Source organism: Terrabacter sp. R4-6, assembly GCF_057529065.1.
In genome coordinates this window covers 33,583-50,921 of record NZ_CP197224.1, presented here as the reverse complement: position 1 = coordinate 50,921, position 17,339 = coordinate 33,583, and the positions used below count along the sequence as shown (strand labels likewise).

Here is a 17,339-nt window from a genome sequence, read left to right as displayed (position 1 = left end):
CCTAGACTCTCTTCATGAGCGAGGACGTCCGCAACGAGCTGTCCACCCCGTCGCGGGTGCGCGCCCGTTTCGCCCGGTTCGGGGCCACCCGGCCGGCGGGCAACCCCGTGCTCGAGCCGCTCATGACGGCCGTGCGGCAGAACCACCCCAAGGCCGACCTCTCGGTCATCGAACGGGCCTATGCCGTCGCGGAGAGCGCCCACGAGGGCCAGATGCGCAAGAGCGGCGACGCGTACATCACGCACCCGCTCGCCGTGACGACGATCCTCGCCGAGCTCGGCATGACGCCGCCCACCCTCGCGGCGGCGCTGCTGCACGACACGGTCGAGGACACGGCATACGGCCTCGACGAGCTGCGCCACGACTTCGGTGACGAGATCGCGATGCTCGTCGACGGCGTGACCAAGCTCGACAAGGTGACCTACGGCGAGGCCGCCCAGGCCGAGACCGTCCGCAAGATGGTCATCGCGATGGCGCGCGACATCCGCGTCCTCGTCATCAAGCTCGCCGACCGGCTGCACAACGCCCGCACGTGGCGCTACGTCAGCCCCGAGTCGGCCAAGCGCAAGGCCAACGAGACGCTCGAGATCTACGCGCCGCTCGCGCACCGCCTCGGCATGAACACCATCAAGTGGGAACTCGAGGACCTCTCGTTCGCGACGCTCTACCCGAAGGTGTACGACGAGATCGTGCGCCTCGTCGCCGAGCGCGCCCCCGCCCGCGAGGAGTACCTAGCCGGCGTCCGCACCCAGGTCACAGAGGACCTCACGGCCGCCAAGATCAAGGCCGTCGTCACGGGCCGGCCCAAGCACTACTACTCCGTGTACCAGAAGATGATCGTGCGGGGCCGCGACTTCGAGGAGATCTACGACCTCGTCGCCGTCCGCGTCCTCGTCGACACGGTGCGCGACTGCTACGCGGCGCTCGGCGCCCTCCACTCGCGGTGGAACCCGGTGCCGGGGCGCTTCAAGGACTACATCGCGATGCCGAAGTTCAACATGTACCAGTCGCTCCACACGACGGTCATCGGCCCGCAGGGCAAGCCGGTCGAGATCCAGATCCGCACGCACACGATGCACCGCCGCGCCGAGTACGGCGTCGCCGCGCACTGGAAGTACAAGGACCAGAGCAACGGCGGCGGTCCCGCGCGTCCCGGCGAGATCACGCCCCAGAACGACATGGCGTGGCTGCGCCAGCTGCTCGACTGGCAGCGCGAGACCGAGGACCCGGGCGAGTTCCTCGACTCGCTGCGCTTCGAGATGGGCAGCAGCGAGGTCTACGTCTTCACGCCGAAGGGCTCGGTCGTCGCGCTCCCGATGGGCGGCACTCCCGTCGACTTCGCGTATGCCGTCCACACCGAGGTCGGGCACCACTGCATCGGGGCGCGCGTCAACGGGCGCCTCGTGCCCCTCGAGTCGACGCTCGAGAACGGCGACGTCGTCGAGGTGCTGACGTCCAAGGCCGACGGTGCCGGTCCGTCGCGCGACTGGCTCCAGTTCGTCAAGAGCCCGCGCGCCCGCAACAAGATCAAGCAGTGGTTCTCCAAGGAGCGCCGCGAGGAGGCCATCGAGGCCGGCAAGGACTCGATCGCCAAGGCGCTGCGCAAGCAGAACCTCCCGCTCCAGCGGCTCATGAGCCACGAGTCGATGACCGCCGTCGCGACCGACCTGCGATACCAGGACATCGAGGCGCTGTATGCCGCCGTGGGCGAGGGGCACGTCTCCGCGCAGCACGTCGTCGGCAAGGTCGTGGCGTCGATGGGTGGCGTCGACGGCGCCACCGAGGACCTCGCCGAGGCGACCGTCCCGACGCGCGCGGCCAGCCGCCGCAAGCCCGGCGACCCCGGCGTCGTCGTCGTCGGCACGGCAGACGTGTGGGTCAAGCTCGCCAAGTGCTGCACCCCGGTGCCCGGCGACCCGATCATCGGCTTCGTGACGCGTGGCAACGGTGTCTCCGTGCACCGCGTCGACTGCACCAACGCCGACCAGCTGACGGCCAACCCCGAGCGGCTCATCGACGTCGAGTGGGCGCCGAGCTCGGCCAGCGTCTTCCTCGTGCAGCTGCAGGTCGAGGCGCTCGACCGCAACCGCCTCCTCAGCGACGTGACCCGCGTCCTGTCGGACCAGCACGTCAACATCCTGTCGGCGTCCGTGCAGACCTCGCGCGACCGGGTGGCCATCTCGCGCTTCACCTTCGAGATGGGCGATCCCGCGCACCTCGACCACGTCATGCAGGCGGTCCGCAAGATCGATGGGGTCTTCGACGTCTATCGCGTCAACGGCGGCAAGTCCACGATGTAGGCGAGGCCCGGTTGCCCGAGCCACCCGCCTGAACCGTCGAAAGGCCACAAACCGGGGGTTGGGCGGGCCTCAGGCCCGCCTTCGCTCCCCGGTTTGTGGCCTTTCGACGGTGGGGTGGTCGAGTGGTCAGCCGCCGAACTCGGCGACTCCCGCGCGGGCCTGGTCGAGCCAGACCTGACGCGCGTCGAGGGCCTCTCGGGCCTTCTTGATCTTGCTCGCGCTGCCGGACGCCTCGGCCTTGGCCAGGTCGTCCTGGAGGTCGGCGACGGCACGCTCGAGCTGGTCGACCATGGCCCGGGCGCGAGCTGCCACCTCGGGGTTGCTCGACTTCCACCTGCGGTCCTCGGCGTCCCGCACCGTCTGCTCGATGCGGCGCATGGCCTTCTCGACCCGCTCCATGTCGGACCGCGGGACCTTGCCGGCGGCATCCCACTTGTCCTGGACGACCCGCAGCTGGGACTTGGCCTTCTCGAGGTCGGTCACGGGCAGGATCGCCTCGGCCTCGACGAGGAGGGCCTCCTTGACCGCAAGGTTGCCGCGGTACTGCTCCTCCTCGGCGGCGACGACCTCGTCCTTGGCGGCGAAGAAGGCGTCCTGCGCAGCCTTGAAGCGGGCCCACAGCTTGTCGTCGTCGGACCGGCTGGCCCGGCCGGCGCGCCGCCACTCGTCCATGAGGCGCTTGAAGGCGCCCGCGGTGGCCGCCCAGTCGGTACTCGTCGCCAGCTTCTCGGCCTCGGCCACGAGTCGCTCCTTGGCGCCCTTGGCGTCGGCGTGTTGCGCGTCGAGACCCGCGAAGTGGCTGCGTCGTGCCTTGTCGAAGCCGTTGCGCGCGCTGCTGAAGCGCTGCCACAGGTTCGACTCCGTCTCGCGGTCGAGGCGGGTGGCCGAGCGCTGGTGCGCCTTCCACTCGTCGAGCAGCTCACGCATCCGGGCGCCGCTGCTCTTCCACTGGATCCGGTTCTCGGGCTGCCCGGCGATCGACTCGGCCTCGGCCACGATCTTCTCGCGCTCGGCCGTGGCGGCCGCCCGCGCCTCGGCGCGGTGCTGCTGCTCGACGTTGCGCTTGGCCGCGAGGCCGGACTGGATCTCGTCGAGCTTCGTGGCCAGGGCGTCGAGGTCACCGACGACGGTCGCGTCCTTGACCTGGGCCGCGAGGGTCTTGAGGGCCTCGGCGACGTCCTTGGACGGCACCTCGGGCTGCGAGAGCCGCTGCTCGAGCAGCACCGCCGAGGCGAAGAGCTCGTCGTACTTGCGCGCGAAGTAGGTCAGCGCCTCCTGGTCGCTCGCGCCGGGGTAGGAGCCGACCTCCTGCTCCTCGCCGTCCTTGGTGCGCACGAAGACCGTGCCGTTCTCGTCGACGCGCCCGAACGCCGCCGAGGCGGAGTGGTCGGTCGTGATCGGCGCCGGTGCGGCAGGCGTCACCGTCGGGTGCGGCACGACCTTGGCCAGCGCTGCCGGGGTCGGGATCGCCGAGGGCTTGGGGACGCTCGCCGGCGAGGGCGCGGTGGGCGCGGCCTCGGTGGCGGGTGCGGCCTCGGTGGCGGGCGCTGCCTCGGTGGCCGGGGCCGCCTCGGTGGCGGGCGCTGCCTCGGTGGCCGGGGTCGCCTCGGTGGCGGCTCCGGACTCCGTGCTGCTGACGGACGCCACGGCATCGGCGGTCTCGACCGCCGCTGCCACCGGCTCGCCACCCTCCACCGCGGCCGGGGCGGCGCCGGCCGGCTCGGCTGCCTCGGGCTCGGACACGGGCGCCTCGGCCGCGGCCTCGGGTGCCGTGCCCGCAGCGACGGCGCTCTCCGGCTCCGTCGTTGCGACCGGCTCGCTCTGGACCGTGGGCTCGGCCTCCGTCGGCTCGGCGTGCGCGGGCTCCGCCTCCGCGCCGAGCTCTGCGACGGGTTCTGCGACGGGCTCGGTCACCGCGGACTCCGTGGGCTCGCTGGCCGTCTCGGTCGTGTCGCCGGACTCCGTGGCCTCCACCGACGCGACGGCGTCAGCCGTCTCGGTCGCGGACTCGGGTGTCGCTGCAGGCTCGGGCGTGGCCGGGCTCTCGACCGTGTCGACCGTGTCGACCGTGTCGACCGTGTCGGCGTTCTCGGCGGCCGGTTCGACCGCTGCCTCGCCGTGCTCGGCCTCCGTCCCGGGGTCGGTGGTGTCGTCCGGCTCGGGCTGCTTGATGTCGGTCATGCCTTCTTCTCCGTCACGCTGACGCTGAGGATGCTGATCGGGGAGACGGGGGTTCCGTCCGTCGGGCTCGGGGGCAGGGCCTGGTTCGCGGCGATCTTCTCGACGATGTCGAGGCCCTTGGTCACCTTCCCGAAGATCGTGTAGCCACCGCCGTCGGTGGGCAACTGGGTTTCCTTGTAGGTGATGAAGAACTGGCCGCCGTTGCTGTTCGGGTCGGAGGTGCGCGCCATGGCGAGAACGCCGGTGGCGTACTTCCCGTCCTTGGGCGCGTTCTCGATGCCGAAGGTGTAGCCGGGGCCACCCTGACCGGTGCCGGTGGGGTCACCGCACTGGAGCACGTAGATGCCCTCGGTCGTGACGCGGTGGCATGGGCTCGGGGCCCAGAAGCCGGTCTTGGCCAGGTTGATGAACGAGGCGACGGTCTGCGGCGCCTTCGTCCCGTCGAGCTCGAAGGTGAGGTCACCGCACGTGGTCTTGACGGTCGCGACAAAGGTCTTGCCGGCCGCCGTGGCCTTGGCCGGGACCTCCTTCTGCTGCTTCGGGGTGGTCTGGTTCGCCGGGGGAGCGGTGCAGCCGGCCGCGAGCTTCTGCCCCTCGGCGAGCCCGCCCGAGCTCGTCGGGGTGCTCGCCGGAGTCGTCGACCCGGCCGCGGGAGTGGCTGCGTCGGAGCTGCCGACGAGCTTGGGCACGACGATGACCGCAGCGATGATGAGGATGACCGCGAGGATCACACCGAAGACCTGCTTGTCGCGCGTCGAGTCGCTCACCGGCGGCTTGGCGGTCTTCTGCTGTTCCTCGTGGCGGCGGCGCGCACGTGCGCGTTCCTGCTCTTTGGTCACGAACCTCTCCTCGTACGGGCCACATGGGCTGTCCCCGGGCGTTCGGTCATTTTATGGAACGACTGCGGTGCGCACGCAGCGGGACGGGTCACGAGTCCGTGACATCTCCCCTCCGACGCGCGGATTTGCGCCCGGAACCCCCGCTGACGGCATACCCGCGGTCGTCCGTCCCCACTCCCGAGCACGTATGCCGCGTGCCCCGGCGCGCGTCGTCGCTAGGCTCCCAGCGTGCTGACCATTGCCTTCCCGGCCCGGGCGTTCGACACCAACTGCTACGTCCTCGCCCCCGGCGCGGGGGAGGAGTGCGTCATCGTCGACCCGGGGATCGGGGTCGAGGAGACGCTGCGCGAGGTGCTGGCGGAGCACCGGCTGCGGCCGGCCGCGGTGCTGCTCACGCACGGGCACGTCGACCACGTCTACTCCGTGACGCCCGTCTGCGGGTCCGACACCGCCGCCTACATCCATGCCGACGACCGCTACCGGCTCCACGACCTGCTGAGACAGAGCAACCCTGGCCTGATCGCCATGTTCGAGCAGCAGTTCGGCGCCGCGGCGACGTGGACCGAGCCGACCAACGTCGTCGAGATCACCGACGGCACCCGACTGACGCTCGCCGGCCTGGAGCTCGACGTGCTCCACGCACCCGGGCACACCGAGGGCTCGGTCATGTTCGGGATCGACCGGGTGCCCGACGGCATCCGCGACCAGGTGGACGTGGACCGGACGATGGTGACCGGCGACGTGCTCTTCGCCGGTTCGGTGGGACGCACCGACCTGCCGGGCGGCGACCCGGCGGCGATGCAGCGCAGCCTGCGCGACGTCGTGCTGCCGCTGCCCGACACGACGCTCGTGCTGCCGGGCCACTACCAGGCGACGACGATGGCCCACGAGCGCGCCACCAACCCCTACCTGAGAGACTTGCCCGCGTGAGCACGCGTCCCGCCTCGAAGTCCGGCAAGGTCACCCCGATCAGCGGCTTCCCCGAGTACCTCCCGTCCGAGCGCATCGTCGAGCAGCGCTTCCTCGACGTCATCCGGGAGACCTTCGAGCTGCACGGGTTCTCGTCGGTCGAGACCCGGTCCATCGAGCCCATCGAGCGCCTCAGCGCCCAGGGCGAGGACGCCGACAAGGAGATCTACGCCGTGTCCCGTCTGGCCGGCGGCAGCGACGACGACGCCCGCTGGGGCCTGCACTTCGACATGACCGTGCCGTTCGCACGCTACGTCCTCGAGAACGCCGGCAAGCTCGCCTTCCCCTTCCGCCGCTACCAGATCCAGAAGGCGTGGCGCGGGGAGCGGCCCCAGGAGGGTCGCTACCGCGAGTTCACCCAGGCCGACATCGACGTCGTGGACGTCGGCGCGCTCTCGCCGCACTTCGAGGCCGAGATGCCGCTCGTCATCGCCGACGTCTTCAGCCGGTTCCCGGTGGGCGAGTTCGTCATCCAGGTCAACGACCGCAAGATCCCCAACGGCTTCTACCAGGGCATCGGCATCACCGACGTCATCGGGACGCTGCGCATCGTCGACAAGCTCGACAAGATCGGCCCCGAGAAGGTCAAGGCCCTGCTCGTCGAGTCGGGCACGACGGACGAGCAGGCCGACCAGTGCCTCGCGCTCGCCGCGATCCGCTCGACCGACCTCGGCTTCGTCGAGCAGGTCCGCGCCCTCGGCGTCGAGCACCCGCTCCTCGACGAGGGGCTCGACTCCCTCGCCAACGTCATCCGCACCGGCATGGCCCACGCCCCCGGCAAGCTCGTCGCCGACCTGCGCATCGCGCGCGGCCTCGACTACTACACCGGCACGGTGTACGAGACCCAGTTCGTCGGCCACGAGTCGTGGGGCTCGTTCTGCTCCGGCGGCCGCTACGACGCCCTCGCCAGCGACGGCAAGAACACCTACCCGGGCGTCGGCATCTCCATCGGCGTGACCCGCATCCTCGGACTGCTCATCGGCCGTGGGCTCGTCACCGCGTCGCGGTCCACGCCCGCCGCCGTGCTCGTCGCGCTGACCGACGACGAGTCGCGCGAGGGGGCCGTCGCGGTGGCCACGGCCCTGCGCCGGCGCGGGATCGCCTGCGAGGTCGCCCCGTCGGCGGCCCGCTTCGGCAAGCAGATCCGCTACGCCGAGCGTCGCGGGATCCCGTACGTCTGGTTCCCCGGGGCGGGGGAGTCCGGTGACGAGGTCAAGGACATCCGCAGCGGCGAGCAGGTCCCGGCCTCCGCCGACGCGTGGACCCCGCCGGCGGAGGACCTCGTGCCGCAGGTCACCCGCGCCGACTGAGCCCCCGACCGAGCCCGCGACCGAGCCCCCGACCGAGCCCCGACCGACCGCCCCGCGCGACCAGGCGCGTGGCGAGGTCAGGTGCCGGGCGGCGGGCGCAGACCCTGGTCGCGCAGCTCGAGCAGGGCGAGCTCCCGGATGACGTCACGGTCCTGGCGTCGCCACGCCCCCGCCGGGTCGTCGGAGACACGGGCGAGTGCGCGCATCGGCTGTGTCGCCATCGCGCGGAAGGCGAAGAGGTCGAGGTCCTCGCCGGCGTCGATGAAGCGTTGTGACTGGGTCGCGTTGCGCACGAAGCGAACCCGGACGTAGAGCCAGACCACGAGGACGAGCAGGATCGGCACGAGCGCCGTGCCGAACCCGAGTCCCCGGGCGAGCGTGTCGACGGTGTCGGCCATCGACGTCCCCGCCTCCTGCAGGGTCGTGCCCGATCCGGCCGCCTGGGTCAGCCACGTCTTCAGCTGGTCACCCACGAGGGGCAGCTGACCCGCCTGGTCGCCCGCGCCCGTGAGGGCGCCGTTGACCGACTGGCCCGCCGACGTGATCGAGTCCGCGGGGGCACGCAGCTGCTCGACGGTGTCGTGGACCTGGCGACCGGCATACGCCCAGAGACCGATCCAGAGGAGCATGAGCACGTCGGACAGCAGCTGTCGGGTGCGGCGGGCGGGGGTGTCTGCGTAGAGCTTCACGGACCCATGTTGGCGAAGACGACGACGAAGAACACGACAAGGGCGATGAATGCGGCGAACCCGCCCACCAGGGAGCCCACGACGAAGCCCCCCGCGAACGAGCGCAGTGCCGGGAAGGCCGCGGCCGCCGCGGCGACCGCGAGGCCGATCGCGAGCAGCACGAACGCCCCGGGTGGCTCCACTCCCTGGAAGATCGGTCCCCAGACGGCAGGCACGGCGAAGACCGCGCCGGCGACGACGCCGTGGCGCCGTGTCAGCACGGGCCCCTCCGCCCTCGGGTGCCTCGAGGGCCTCGGCGGCCTCGGCGGCCGTGAACCGGCCGGCGCCACCGGCCAGGTGTATCCCTCGTGCCCCGGCGGATCGGTCACGACCCCTCCTTCTCCGAGCTCGTCGACCGCGGTTGGCGGTGAGCACACTGTGGCACGGGTCCAAGGCCGGTCGGAGGCAGTTGCACGAGGTCGTGACCGGGCCGTGACGCCCACGGATACAGTGGCCTCGCGGCCCCTGCGGGCCTCTTCTCACCACGGCAACGGCGCCGTGGCCGAGTCAGTCCGGAAGGAAGTGCAGCAGCATGAAGGTCGGCATCCCCCGCGAGGTCAAGAACCACGAGTACCGCGTCGCCATCACGCCCTCGGGAGTCCACGAGCTCACCGAGAACGGTCACGACGTCATCGTCGAGAAGGACGCCGGGGTCGGCTCGCAGATCAGTGACGACGACTACGTCGCGGCGGGCGCGCGCATCCTCGGCTCGGCCGACGACGTGTGGGGCGAGGCCGACATGGTCCTCAAGGTCAAGGAGCCCGTGGCGGAGGAGTACCACCGGATGCGGGAGGGCCTGACCCTCTTCACGTACCTGCACCTCGCGGCCGACAAGCCGCTCACCGAGGAGCTCGTCAAGCGCAAGGTCACGGGCATCGCCTACGAGACCGTTCAGCTGCCGTCCGGTGCGCTGCCGCTGCTCTACCCGATGTCCGAGGTGGCCGGCTGCCTCGCTCCGCAGGTCGGCGCCCACGCGCTGATGCGCGCCCAGGGCGGCCGCGGCGTGCTCATGGGCGGTGTCGGCGGCGTGGCCAACGCCAAGGTCGTCATCCTCGGCGCCGGTGTCTCGGGCCAGAATGCCGCCAACATCGCCCTCGGCATGGGCGCCGACGTCACGCTGCTCGACACCGACCTCGACAAGCTGCGGATGTCCTTCTGGCGCTACGAGAACCAGGTCCACGGTCTGGCCTCGAACCGTCTGACGGTGCAGCAGCAGGTCCAGGAGGCCGACATGGTCATAGGCGCCGTGCTCATCCCCGGCGCGGCCGCTCCCAAGCTCGTCTCCAACGAGCTCGTGTCGCAGATGAAGCCGGGCTCCGTGCTCGTCGACATCGCCATCGACCAGGGCGGCTGCTTCGAGGACAGCCACGCCACGACGCACGCCGACCCCACCTACACGGTGCACAACTCGGTCTTCTACTGCGTCGCCAACATGCCGGGCGCGGTGCCCAACACCTCCACCTACGCCCTGACCAACTCGACCCTGCCGTATGCCGTGAAGCTCGCCAACCAGGGCTGGCGCGACGCGCTGCGCGCCGACCACGCGCTCGGCCTCGGGCTCAACACGCACGACGGGCACGTCACCTACGCCGGTGTCGCCGAGGCCCACGGCATGGCGTCGGTCGGTCTCGACGAGGCGCTCTCCTGACCGAGCAGGTCCTCACCGAGCCACCCGCGGCACGTCCCTCGCGCCTCGAGCGCGACGTCCGCGGGTGGCTCGACCACGTCCGCGTCGAGAAGGGCGCGTCCGACAACACCCTCAAGTCCTACGCCCGCGACCTGCGCTCCTACGCGGCGTTCCTGGCCGCCAAGGGGATCGACGACGCGAGCCGGGTCACCGAGGCCGACGTCACCGACTTCCTCGCGTCCCTGCGCGAGCGCGGGCTCGCCGCCTCCTCCGCGGCGCGCACCCTCGTCGCCGTGCGTGGCTTCCACCGCTTCCTCGCGCTGGAGGGTGAGGTGGCCGGCGACCCAGCTGCCAACGTCGCCCCGCCCAAGCCACCCGCTCGGCTGCCCAAGGCGATCCCGATCGAGGCCGTGGAGCGGCTGCTCGCGGCGGCATCCGTCGGCGACACGCCCGAGTCGCTGCGCGATCGCGCACTCCTCGAGGTCCTCTACGGCGTCGGCGCACGCATCAGCGAGGCCGTCGACCTCGACGTCGACGACATCGAGACCGCCGGCCCCGCAGACACCTCTGGCACCGCACCGACGGGTGGGGGAGTGGCATCCGTCCGGCTGCACGGCAAGGGCGGCAAGGAGCGCGTCGTCCCCGTCGGGCGCTACGCGGTCGAGGCCGTGACGGCCTACCTCGTCCGCGGTCGACCGGCCCTCGCCACGCACGGCAAGGGGGGTCCGGCGCTCTTCCTCAACCAGCGCGGCGCCCGGCTCTCGCGGCAGTCGGCCTGGGCCATCATCCGGCGCGCCGCCGAGCGGGCCGACCTCACCGAGCACGTGTCCCCCCACACGCTGCGCCACTCCTTCGCCACGCACCTGCTCGACGGCGGGGCGGACGTCCGGGTCGTCCAGGAGCTGCTCGGGCACGCCTCCGTCACGACGACGCAGATCTACACGATGGTCTCGGTGCACCGACTCCGCGAGGTCTATGCGGGCGCCCACCCCCGTGCCCGCTGATAAGGTCACACGTGATCAGCGCGAGGCTGACCGCAGCATCCCAGGGCAAGGCCGAGCGGAGTGGAACACCCGGTGAACGAGGAGTCACACGACACCATGCAGTCCGTGCCGTCCGAGGACCTCGACCAGCCCCGACAGAGTCCGGTCAGTGCCTCCCCGCGGGTCGCGCACCTGCCGGGCACCGAGTCCGCCGGCTCCGGCGCCATGGGCCCGACCGGCCGGCCGCTGCCGGACTTCCCGAACCCCCCGCCGCTCTCGAGCCACGGTCCCGCGCGCATCATCGCCATGTGCAACCAGAAGGGCGGCGTCGGCAAGACGACGACGACGATCAACCTCGGCGCCGCGCTCGCCGAGCTCGGTCGCAAGGTCCTCGTCATCGACTTCGACCCGCAGGGCGCGCTCTCGGTCGGTCTGGGCGTCAACGCGCAGGAGCTCGACACGACGATCTACAACCTCCTCATCGAGCGCGGCCACGAGATCCACGACGTCATCCAGCACACGCGCACGCCCAACCTCGACCTGGTCCCGGCCAACATCGACCTGTCCGCGGCCGAGGTCCAGCTCGTCGGCGAGGTCGCCCGCGAGCAGATCCTCGCCCGCGTGCTGCGCCCCGTCGTCGACGAGTACGACCTCGTGCTCATCGACTGCCAGCCCTCGCTCGGCCTGCTCACGGTCAACGCGCTGACGGCCGCGCACGGCGTCATCATCCCGCTCGAGTGCGAGTTCTTCGCGATGCGCGGCGTCGCCCTGCTCATCGACACGATCGACAAGATCACCGACCGCCTCAACCCGCGCCTGCAGGTCGACGGCATCCTCGCCACGATGTACGACAGCCGCACGCTCCACAGCCGGGAGGTCGTGCGCTCGGTCGTCGACCACTTCGGCGAGCAGGTCTTCCACACGGTGATCAGCCGCACCGTGAAGTTCCCCGACGCGACGCTGGCCGCCGAGCCGATCACGTCCTACTCGTCCGAGCACTCCGGTGCCAACGCCTACCGCCAGCTCGCCCGTGAGCTCATCGCGCGCGGCGGCGCGGCCTGAACCGCAGTGATCTGATGACCGAGCAGGACACCGTCGACCGCACCGCGGTCGACGCCGACGACGCTGCCGTGCCCTCCCAGCCCTCCCAGCCCTCCCAGCCCTCCAAGCCCGGGCAGCCCGGGCAGCCCGCCCAGCCCTCAGCGACCGGCGATCCCGACGACCTCACGCTCGCCGCGGTGCCTCGCCGGACCGCGCCGGAGGAGCTGACCCCCGGCGGTGTCATCACGCGCCGTTCGGCCGCGCCGTTCGAGGTCCACCTCGACGTCTTCTCCGGGCCCTTCGACCTGCTGCTCGGCCTCATCAGCAAGCACCAGCTCGACATCACCGAGGTCGCCCTCGCCAAGGTCACCGACGAGTTCGTGGCCCACATCAAGACCGCCCAGGCGGCCAACAGCGACTGGGACCTCGGCCAGGCGTCGGAGTTCCTCCTCATCGCGGCGACCCTGCTCGACCTCAAGGCCTCGCGCCTGCTCCCGCAGTCGGGCCCGCAGGACGACGAGGACCTCGCCCTCATCGAGGCCCGCGACCTGCTCTTCGCCCGGCTCCTGCAGTACCGCGCCTACAAGGACATCGCCGCCACCTTCCGCGAGCGGATGGCCACGGCCGGGCGCATCACCCCGCGCCAGGCCGGCCTCGAGCCGGAGTTCGCCGCCCTGCTGCCCGAGCTCGTCATCGCGATCACGCCCGAGCAGTTCGCCATGATCGCGGCACGCGCGATGACGCCGAAGGTGGTGCCGACGGTCGGTCTCGAGCACCTCCACGCCCCCCAGGTCAGCGTCCGGGAGCAGGCCGCGATCATCGTCGAGCGGCTGCGCCACCGCGGCCAGGTCTCGTTCCGCAGCCTCGTCGCCGACGCCGACAGCACCCTCGTCATCGTGGCGCGCTTCCTCGCCCTGCTCGAGCTGTTCAAGGAGGCCGCCATCGCCTTCGAGCAGGCGGAGGCCCTGGGCGAGCTCGACATCCGCTGGACCGGCACCGACGACGGCGACATCGCCATCGACGACGAGTTCGACGAGGACGACGAGGTCGACGAGGACGCAGGCACCGAGGGTGACGCGTTCGACGACGAGCCAGCCGGCGACGCGTCCATGCACGACACCGAGGAGACGGGTGGCGACGCCACCGCACGAAGAGGAGCAGACGATGAGTGACCAGTCGGCGCAGGGGCCCGACGCGACCGTCGAGCCCGAGGGGCTCGGTGACCGCGAGGGTGCCGACGAGCAGATCGCCTTCGACATCAACGACTTCCCGGGTGGCGCCCGCTCGGCGCTCGAGGCCGTGCTCATGGTCGTCGACGAGCCGGTGACCGAGGTCGCCCTCGCGTCCGCGCTCGAGCTGCCCGTCGACGACGTGCGGGGCCACCTGCACGCCCTCGAGGAGGAGTATGCCGCCGCGCAGCGCGGGTTCACCCTGCGCAGCGTCGCCGGTGGGTGGCGCGTCTACAGCCGGTCCGACTTCGCGCCCGTGGTCGAGAAGTTCGTCCTCGACGGCCAGCAGGCCAAGTTGACCCAGGCCTCGCTCGAGACGCTCGCCGTCATCGCCTACCGCCAGCCCGTGTCCCGCGCGCGGGTCAGTGCCGTGCGGGGCGTCAACGTCGACGGCGTCGTGCGCACCCTGGCCTCGCGAGGCCTCATCGAGGAGGTCGAGGACGTGGGCGAGAGCGGTGCCATGCTCTTCCGCACGACCCCCTACTTCCTCCAGCGGATGGGACTGTCGTCGCTCGACGACCTCCCGGCGTTGGCGCCCTACCTCCCGGACGCCGACGTCATCGACGAGCTCATCGAGGAAGGACACGCATGAGCGAGTACTCCAGATCCCCCCGCCAGCCGCGCAAGAAGGGCTCCGGGCCCTCCGGGGGCCCGGGAAGCGTCGGCGGCGCCCGCCGGGGCGGCCGGCCCGTGTCGGGCGGCAAGACCGGCGGCGGCAAGAGCGGCGGCGGCAAGAGCGGCGGCAAGTCCACCGGCCCGCGCTTCGCCGGATCGACCAAGGCCAGCCAGCCCACCAGGCTGCCGGACCGCAAGGCCGCTCCCGAGATCGACGTCCACGACCCCGACGGCGTGCGCCTGCAGAAGCTCATGGCCGCCGGCGGCGTCGGCTCGCGGCGCGTCTGCGAGAACCTCATCGAGCAGGGACGCGTCGAGGTCGACGGCCAGGTCGTGACCGAGCTCGGGGTGCGCATCAACCCGCAGACCCAGGTGGTCCACGTCGACGGCGTGCGGGTCAACCTCGACGAGGACCGCGTCTACCTCGCCTTCAACAAGCCCAAGGGCGTCGTCACCACGATGCACGACGAGCTCGGCCGCATCTCGCTCGAGGACTACGTCGGCAACCGCGAGCAGCGCCTCTTCCACGTCGGGCGCCTCGACGCCGACACCGAGGGCCTGCTGCTGCTCACCAACGACGGCGACCTCGCCCACCGACTGCAGCACCCGGCATACGGCGTCCTCAAGACGTACGTCGCGACGATCCGCGGCCCCGTGCAGCGTGACGTCGGCAAGCGTCTGCGTGAGGGCGTCGAGCTCGAGGACGGTCCCGTCAGCGTCGACTCGTTCCGAATCGTCGACCACCAGCCGGGCAAGGCCATGGTCGAGGTCGTCCTGCACGAGGGTCGCAAGCACGTCGTGCGCCGGATGCTCGAGGCCGTCGGGCACCCGGTCCTCGAGCTCGTCCGCACCGAGGTGGGGCCGATCCGTCTCGCCGACCTGAAGTCCGGGCGCACCCGACGGCTCAACAAGGCCGAGATCGGGGCGCTCTACAAGGCCGCCGGTCTGTGATCCGGACGTCCCGGCCCTGGGACGACCCGCTCGCTACGCTGACGGGGTGAGCACACACGTCCGCATCGTCGGCGCTGGGCTGATCGGGACCAGTCTCGGTATCGCCTTGTCCAACAACGGATTTCGCGTGTCGCTGGCGGACCCGTCCCCAACGGCAGTCCGCCTCGCACGCGACCTTCGGGCAGGCGAGATGGCCGAGGACGTGAGCGACGCGCCGGACGTCGTCGTCGTCGCCGCCCCGCCCGACGTCGCGGCGCGCGTCGTCGTCGAGGCCCTGGGGCGCTGGCCCGACGCCGTCGTCACCGACGTCGCCTCCGTCAAGGAGTCGGTGCTCCGCGTCGTACTCGACTCGGGCGCCGACGCGAGCCGCTACGTCGGGTCCCACCCGATGGCCGGTCGCGAGCGCTCGGGTGCCGCGGCCGCGCGCGCCGACCTCTTCGACGGCCGGGCGTGGGTCGTCGTGCCCCACGAGGCGTCGACCGAGGCGGCCGTGCGCCGCGTGAGGGACCTCGCGATCGCCGTCGGCTCCGCGGTGCGGGTCATGCCGGCCCACGAGCACGACGAGGCCGTGGCGGCCGTCTCGCACGTGCCGCAGCTCGCGGCGAGCATCGTCGCGGCGTGCCTGCGAGAGCTGCCCGAGTCCGCCGTCGGTCTCGCCGGGCAGGGTCTGCGCGACGTCACCCGCATCGCGGCGAGCGACCCACGGCTCTGGACCCAGATCCTCGCCGGCAACGCAGCGGCCGTCCGCGACGTCCTGCGCCACGTCCGCGACCAGGTCGACGACGTCGTCGGGGCCCTCGACGCGCTCGTGGACGCCGACGGCGCCGGGTCGCTCGGCACCCTGAGCCGAGTCCTCGAGGCCGGCAACCTCGGCCACGCCCGCATCCCCGGCAAGCACGGCGCCGCTCCGGCCGCGTACGAGGTCGTCTCGGTCGTCGTCCCCGACGAGCCGGGATCGCTGGCGCGGCTGCTCACCGACGTCGGCCACGCCGGGATCAACCTCGAGGACCTCCACCTCGAGCACGGGCTCGGGCAGGCCGTCGGCGTCGCCGAGATCTCCGTGGTCCCGGCCTCCGTCGAGCCGCTGCGGGCCGAGCTGGCCCGGCTCGGCTGGCGCGTGCACGACTGAAGATCCCGGCTCCCGGGCAGGTCCGGGAGCGGCCGGGACGAGGCACTATCCTCGTCCGCATGCCGCAGACCCCCGAGGACCCCCTGTCCGGTTTCGTCGTCGCCGTGGACGGTCCCTCCGGGTCCGGCAAGTCGAGCGTCAGCAAGCAGGTCGCACGCTCGCTCGGCTACGGCTACCTCGACACCGGCGCCATGTACCGCGCGCTCACGTGGTGGTGCCTCCACGAGGGTGTCGACCTCGCCGATGCAGACGCGATCACCACTGCGGCACAGCGCTTCCCGCTCGTCATCGGCACCGATCCCGACGCACCCACGGTGGAGGTCGACGGCACCGACGTCGCCGCGGCCATCCGCGAGACCGGCATCTCGACGAACGTCTCCGCGGTCGCCACGGTGATCCCCGTGCGCGAGATCCTCCGGGTCCTGCAGCGCCGCCTCATCTCCGAGGCGGCCGCGGCCACCGGCGGCGTCGTCGCGGAGGGCCGCGACATCACGACCGTCGTGGCCCCCGACGCTCCCGTGCGCATCCTGCTCACGGCCTCCGAGGAGGCGAGGCTGGCGCGCCGCTCGAAGGAGCTGCACGGCGCCGACGACGCCGACGCCGTCGCCGCGACCCGCTCGCAGATCGTCGACCGTGACAAGGCCGACTCCGCCGTGTCGGAGTTCACCGTCGCCGCCGACGGCGTCACGACGATCGACACCTCGCACCTCGACTTCGAGGGCTCGGTCGAGGCGGTGCTCCAGGTGGTCGAGGCGGCCCGGGCGTGAGCCAGGCGGTCGCTCCCCACCCGAACCGGGCCCGGATCGGCCGCCCGATCGGCAAGGTCATCTTCAGCACCCTCTACCGCGGCACGGCCCTGCACCTCGAGCGGGTACCGCTCACCGGGCCCGTCATCCTCGTGGCCAACCACGCTGCGTTCCTCGACGGACCCCTCGTCTTCGGCATGGCGCCCCGCCCCGTCAGCTTCCTCGTCAAGCAGGAGGCCTTCTCCGGCTTCTGGGGCTGGACGATCCGCAACGTCGGCCAGATCCCCATCGACCGCTCCGTCGGTGACCGTGCAGCGCTCGCCTCGGCGAGCGCCGTCCTCGAGGGTGGGGGAGCGGTCGGGATCTTCCCCGAGGGCAACCGGGGAGACGGCGAGGTCCACCAGGTCAACCACGGGGCCGCCTGGATCGCGCTGCGCACCGACGCGCAGATCGTGCCGGTGGCGGTCAGCGGCACGCGCGTCCCGGGCGCGACCAAAGACGACTGGCCGCCCTTCCGCTCGCGTCTGCTCGTCGACTTCGGCGTGCCGTTCCGGCTCGCCGTCGACGCCTCCGCACCCGGCCGCGACCGCCTCCGGCTCGCCAGTGACCAGCTGCGCGACGCCCTCGCGTCACATGTACGCCGCTCGCGGGTGGAGAATGGTCCCTCAACAGACGTTCACTGATTCGAGGA

At 71.7% G+C, this 17,339-nt stretch carries 16 protein-coding genes; 12 read left to right on the top strand and 4 right to left on the bottom strand.

Features of this window, described 5'->3' with window-relative positions; all coding sequences use genetic code 11:
* Nucleotides 1–14 precede the first annotated feature (14 nt).
* Nucleotides 15–2,300 carry a RelA/SpoT family protein gene (locus ACSSS0_RS00240; protein ID WP_020144302.1) on the top strand — a complete coding sequence of 762 codons (2,286 nt, stop codon included), beginning with the start codon at nt 15–17 and terminating at the stop codon, nt 2,298–2,300.
* Between the two features lie 126 nt (nt 2,301–2,426).
* Here ACSSS0_RS00240 and ACSSS0_RS00235 read toward each other — a convergent pair whose 3' ends face one another.
* Both ACSSS0_RS00235 and ACSSS0_RS00230 read right to left on the bottom strand, forming a co-directional pair.
* Nucleotides 2,427–4,481, bottom strand: a complete 2,055-nt coding sequence (locus ACSSS0_RS00235) for a DUF349 domain-containing protein (protein WP_487229602.1) — start codon at nt 4,479–4,481, stop codon at nt 2,427–2,429.
* Nucleotides 4,478–5,320 carry a peptidylprolyl isomerase gene (locus tag ACSSS0_RS00230; RefSeq protein WP_487229601.1) on the bottom strand — a complete coding sequence of 281 codons (843 nt, stop codon included), beginning with the start codon at nt 5,318–5,320 and terminating at the stop codon, nt 4,478–4,480. The genes ACSSS0_RS00235 and ACSSS0_RS00230 overlap by 4 nt, the downstream gene beginning before the upstream one ends.
* Before the next feature lie 228 nt (nt 5,321–5,548).
* On the opposite strand from ACSSS0_RS00230, the gene ACSSS0_RS00225 reads away from it, so the two are divergent.
* Both ACSSS0_RS00225 and hisS read left to right on the top strand, forming a co-directional pair.
* A complete protein-coding gene (locus ACSSS0_RS00225; RefSeq protein WP_487229600.1) occupies nt 5,549–6,250 on the top strand; it encodes an MBL fold metallo-hydrolase in 702 nt (233 codons plus the stop codon).
* The gene (gene hisS / locus ACSSS0_RS00220) at nt 6,247–7,599 is read left to right on the top strand and encodes a histidine--tRNA ligase (RefSeq protein WP_487229599.1); all 1,353 of its coding nucleotides are present in this window, start codon (nt 6,247–6,249) and stop codon (nt 7,597–7,599) included. Before ACSSS0_RS00225 ends, hisS begins: the two co-directional genes overlap by 4 nt.
* 77 nt (nt 7,600–7,676) lie before the next feature.
* Here hisS and ACSSS0_RS00215 read toward each other — a convergent pair whose 3' ends face one another.
* Together ACSSS0_RS00215 and ACSSS0_RS00210 are read right to left on the bottom strand one after the other, a co-directional pair.
* A complete protein-coding gene (locus ACSSS0_RS00215; protein ID WP_435985948.1) occupies nt 7,677–8,288 on the bottom strand; it encodes a hypothetical protein in 612 nt (203 codons plus the stop codon).
* Nucleotides 8,285–8,548: a hypothetical protein gene (locus ACSSS0_RS00210; protein WP_487229598.1), complete on the bottom strand. Its 264-nt coding sequence runs from the start codon at nt 8,546–8,548 to the stop codon at nt 8,285–8,287. The genes ACSSS0_RS00215 and ACSSS0_RS00210 overlap by 4 nt, the downstream gene beginning before the upstream one ends.
* A gap of 311 nt (nt 8,549–8,859) precedes the next feature.
* On the opposite strand from ACSSS0_RS00210, the gene ald reads away from it, so the two are divergent.
* From ald to ACSSS0_RS00165, 9 genes are all read left to right on the top strand, one after another.
* Nucleotides 8,860–9,975 carry an alanine dehydrogenase gene (ald, locus tag ACSSS0_RS00205; protein ID WP_435985950.1) on the top strand — a complete coding sequence of 372 codons (1,116 nt, stop codon included), beginning with the start codon at nt 8,860–8,862 and terminating at the stop codon, nt 9,973–9,975.
* Entirely contained in the window at nt 9,972–10,958 is a 987-nt protein-coding gene (gene xerD / locus ACSSS0_RS00200; protein ID WP_435987846.1) for a site-specific tyrosine recombinase XerD, read from the top strand. The genes ald and xerD overlap by 4 nt, the downstream gene beginning before the upstream one ends.
* 204 nt (nt 10,959–11,162) lie before the next feature.
* Nucleotides 11,163–11,999 carry a ParA family protein gene (locus tag ACSSS0_RS00195; RefSeq protein WP_487231168.1) on the top strand — a complete coding sequence of 279 codons (837 nt, stop codon included), beginning with the start codon at nt 11,163–11,165 and terminating at the stop codon, nt 11,997–11,999.
* A gap of 14 nt (nt 12,000–12,013) precedes the next feature.
* Nucleotides 12,014–13,150: a segregation and condensation protein A gene (locus tag ACSSS0_RS00190; protein WP_487229597.1), complete on the top strand. Its 1,137-nt coding sequence runs from the start codon at nt 12,014–12,016 to the stop codon at nt 13,148–13,150.
* Complete coding sequence (gene scpB / locus ACSSS0_RS00185; protein ID WP_435985952.1) at nt 13,143–13,799, top strand: SMC-Scp complex subunit ScpB; 657 nt, start codon at nt 13,143–13,145, stop codon at nt 13,797–13,799. The genes ACSSS0_RS00190 and scpB overlap by 8 nt, the downstream gene beginning before the upstream one ends.
* The gene (locus ACSSS0_RS00180) at nt 13,796–14,773 is read left to right on the top strand and encodes a pseudouridine synthase (protein ID WP_487229596.1); all 978 of its coding nucleotides are present in this window, start codon (nt 13,796–13,798) and stop codon (nt 14,771–14,773) included. The genes scpB and ACSSS0_RS00180 overlap by 4 nt, the downstream gene beginning before the upstream one ends.
* Nucleotides 14,774–14,819: 46 nt before the next feature.
* Nucleotides 14,820–15,902 carry a prephenate dehydrogenase gene (locus ACSSS0_RS00175; protein ID WP_487229595.1) on the top strand — a complete coding sequence of 361 codons (1,083 nt, stop codon included), beginning with the start codon at nt 14,820–14,822 and terminating at the stop codon, nt 15,900–15,902.
* Between the two features lie 59 nt (nt 15,903–15,961).
* The gene (gene cmk / locus ACSSS0_RS00170) at nt 15,962–16,669 is read left to right on the top strand and encodes a (d)CMP kinase (RefSeq protein ID WP_435985955.1); all 708 of its coding nucleotides are present in this window, start codon (nt 15,962–15,964) and stop codon (nt 16,667–16,669) included.
* Nucleotides 16,666–17,331, top strand: coding sequence for a lysophospholipid acyltransferase family protein (locus ACSSS0_RS00165; RefSeq protein ID WP_487229594.1), 666 nt, complete (start codon nt 16,666–16,668; stop codon nt 17,329–17,331). The genes cmk and ACSSS0_RS00165 overlap by 4 nt, the downstream gene beginning before the upstream one ends.
* Nucleotides 17,332–17,339 lie beyond the last annotated feature (8 nt).

Coding starts and splice junctions, on each gene's coding strand:
- ACSSS0_RS00195 (WP_487231168.1), top strand. CDS start 11,163: ATGGGCCCGACCGGCCGGCCGCTGCCGGACTTCCCGAACCCCCCGCCG.
- ACSSS0_RS00190 (WP_487229597.1), top strand. CDS start 12,014: ATGACCGAGCAGGACACCGTCGACCGCACCGCGGTCGACGCCGACGAC.
- ACSSS0_RS00240 (WP_020144302.1), top strand. CDS start 15: ATGAGCGAGGACGTCCGCAACGAGCTGTCCACCCCGTCGCGGGTGCGC.
- cmk (WP_435985955.1), top strand. CDS start 15,962: ATGCCGCAGACCCCCGAGGACCCCCTGTCCGGTTTCGTCGTCGCCGTG.
- ACSSS0_RS00180 (WP_487229596.1), top strand. CDS start 13,796: ATGAGCGAGTACTCCAGATCCCCCCGCCAGCCGCGCAAGAAGGGCTCC.
- scpB (WP_435985952.1), top strand. CDS start 13,143: ATGAGTGACCAGTCGGCGCAGGGGCCCGACGCGACCGTCGAGCCCGAG.
- ald (WP_435985950.1), top strand. CDS start 8,860: ATGAAGGTCGGCATCCCCCGCGAGGTCAAGAACCACGAGTACCGCGTC.
- ACSSS0_RS00235 (WP_487229602.1), bottom strand. CDS start 4,481: ATGACCGACATCAAGCAGCCCGAGCCGGACGACACCACCGACCCCGGG.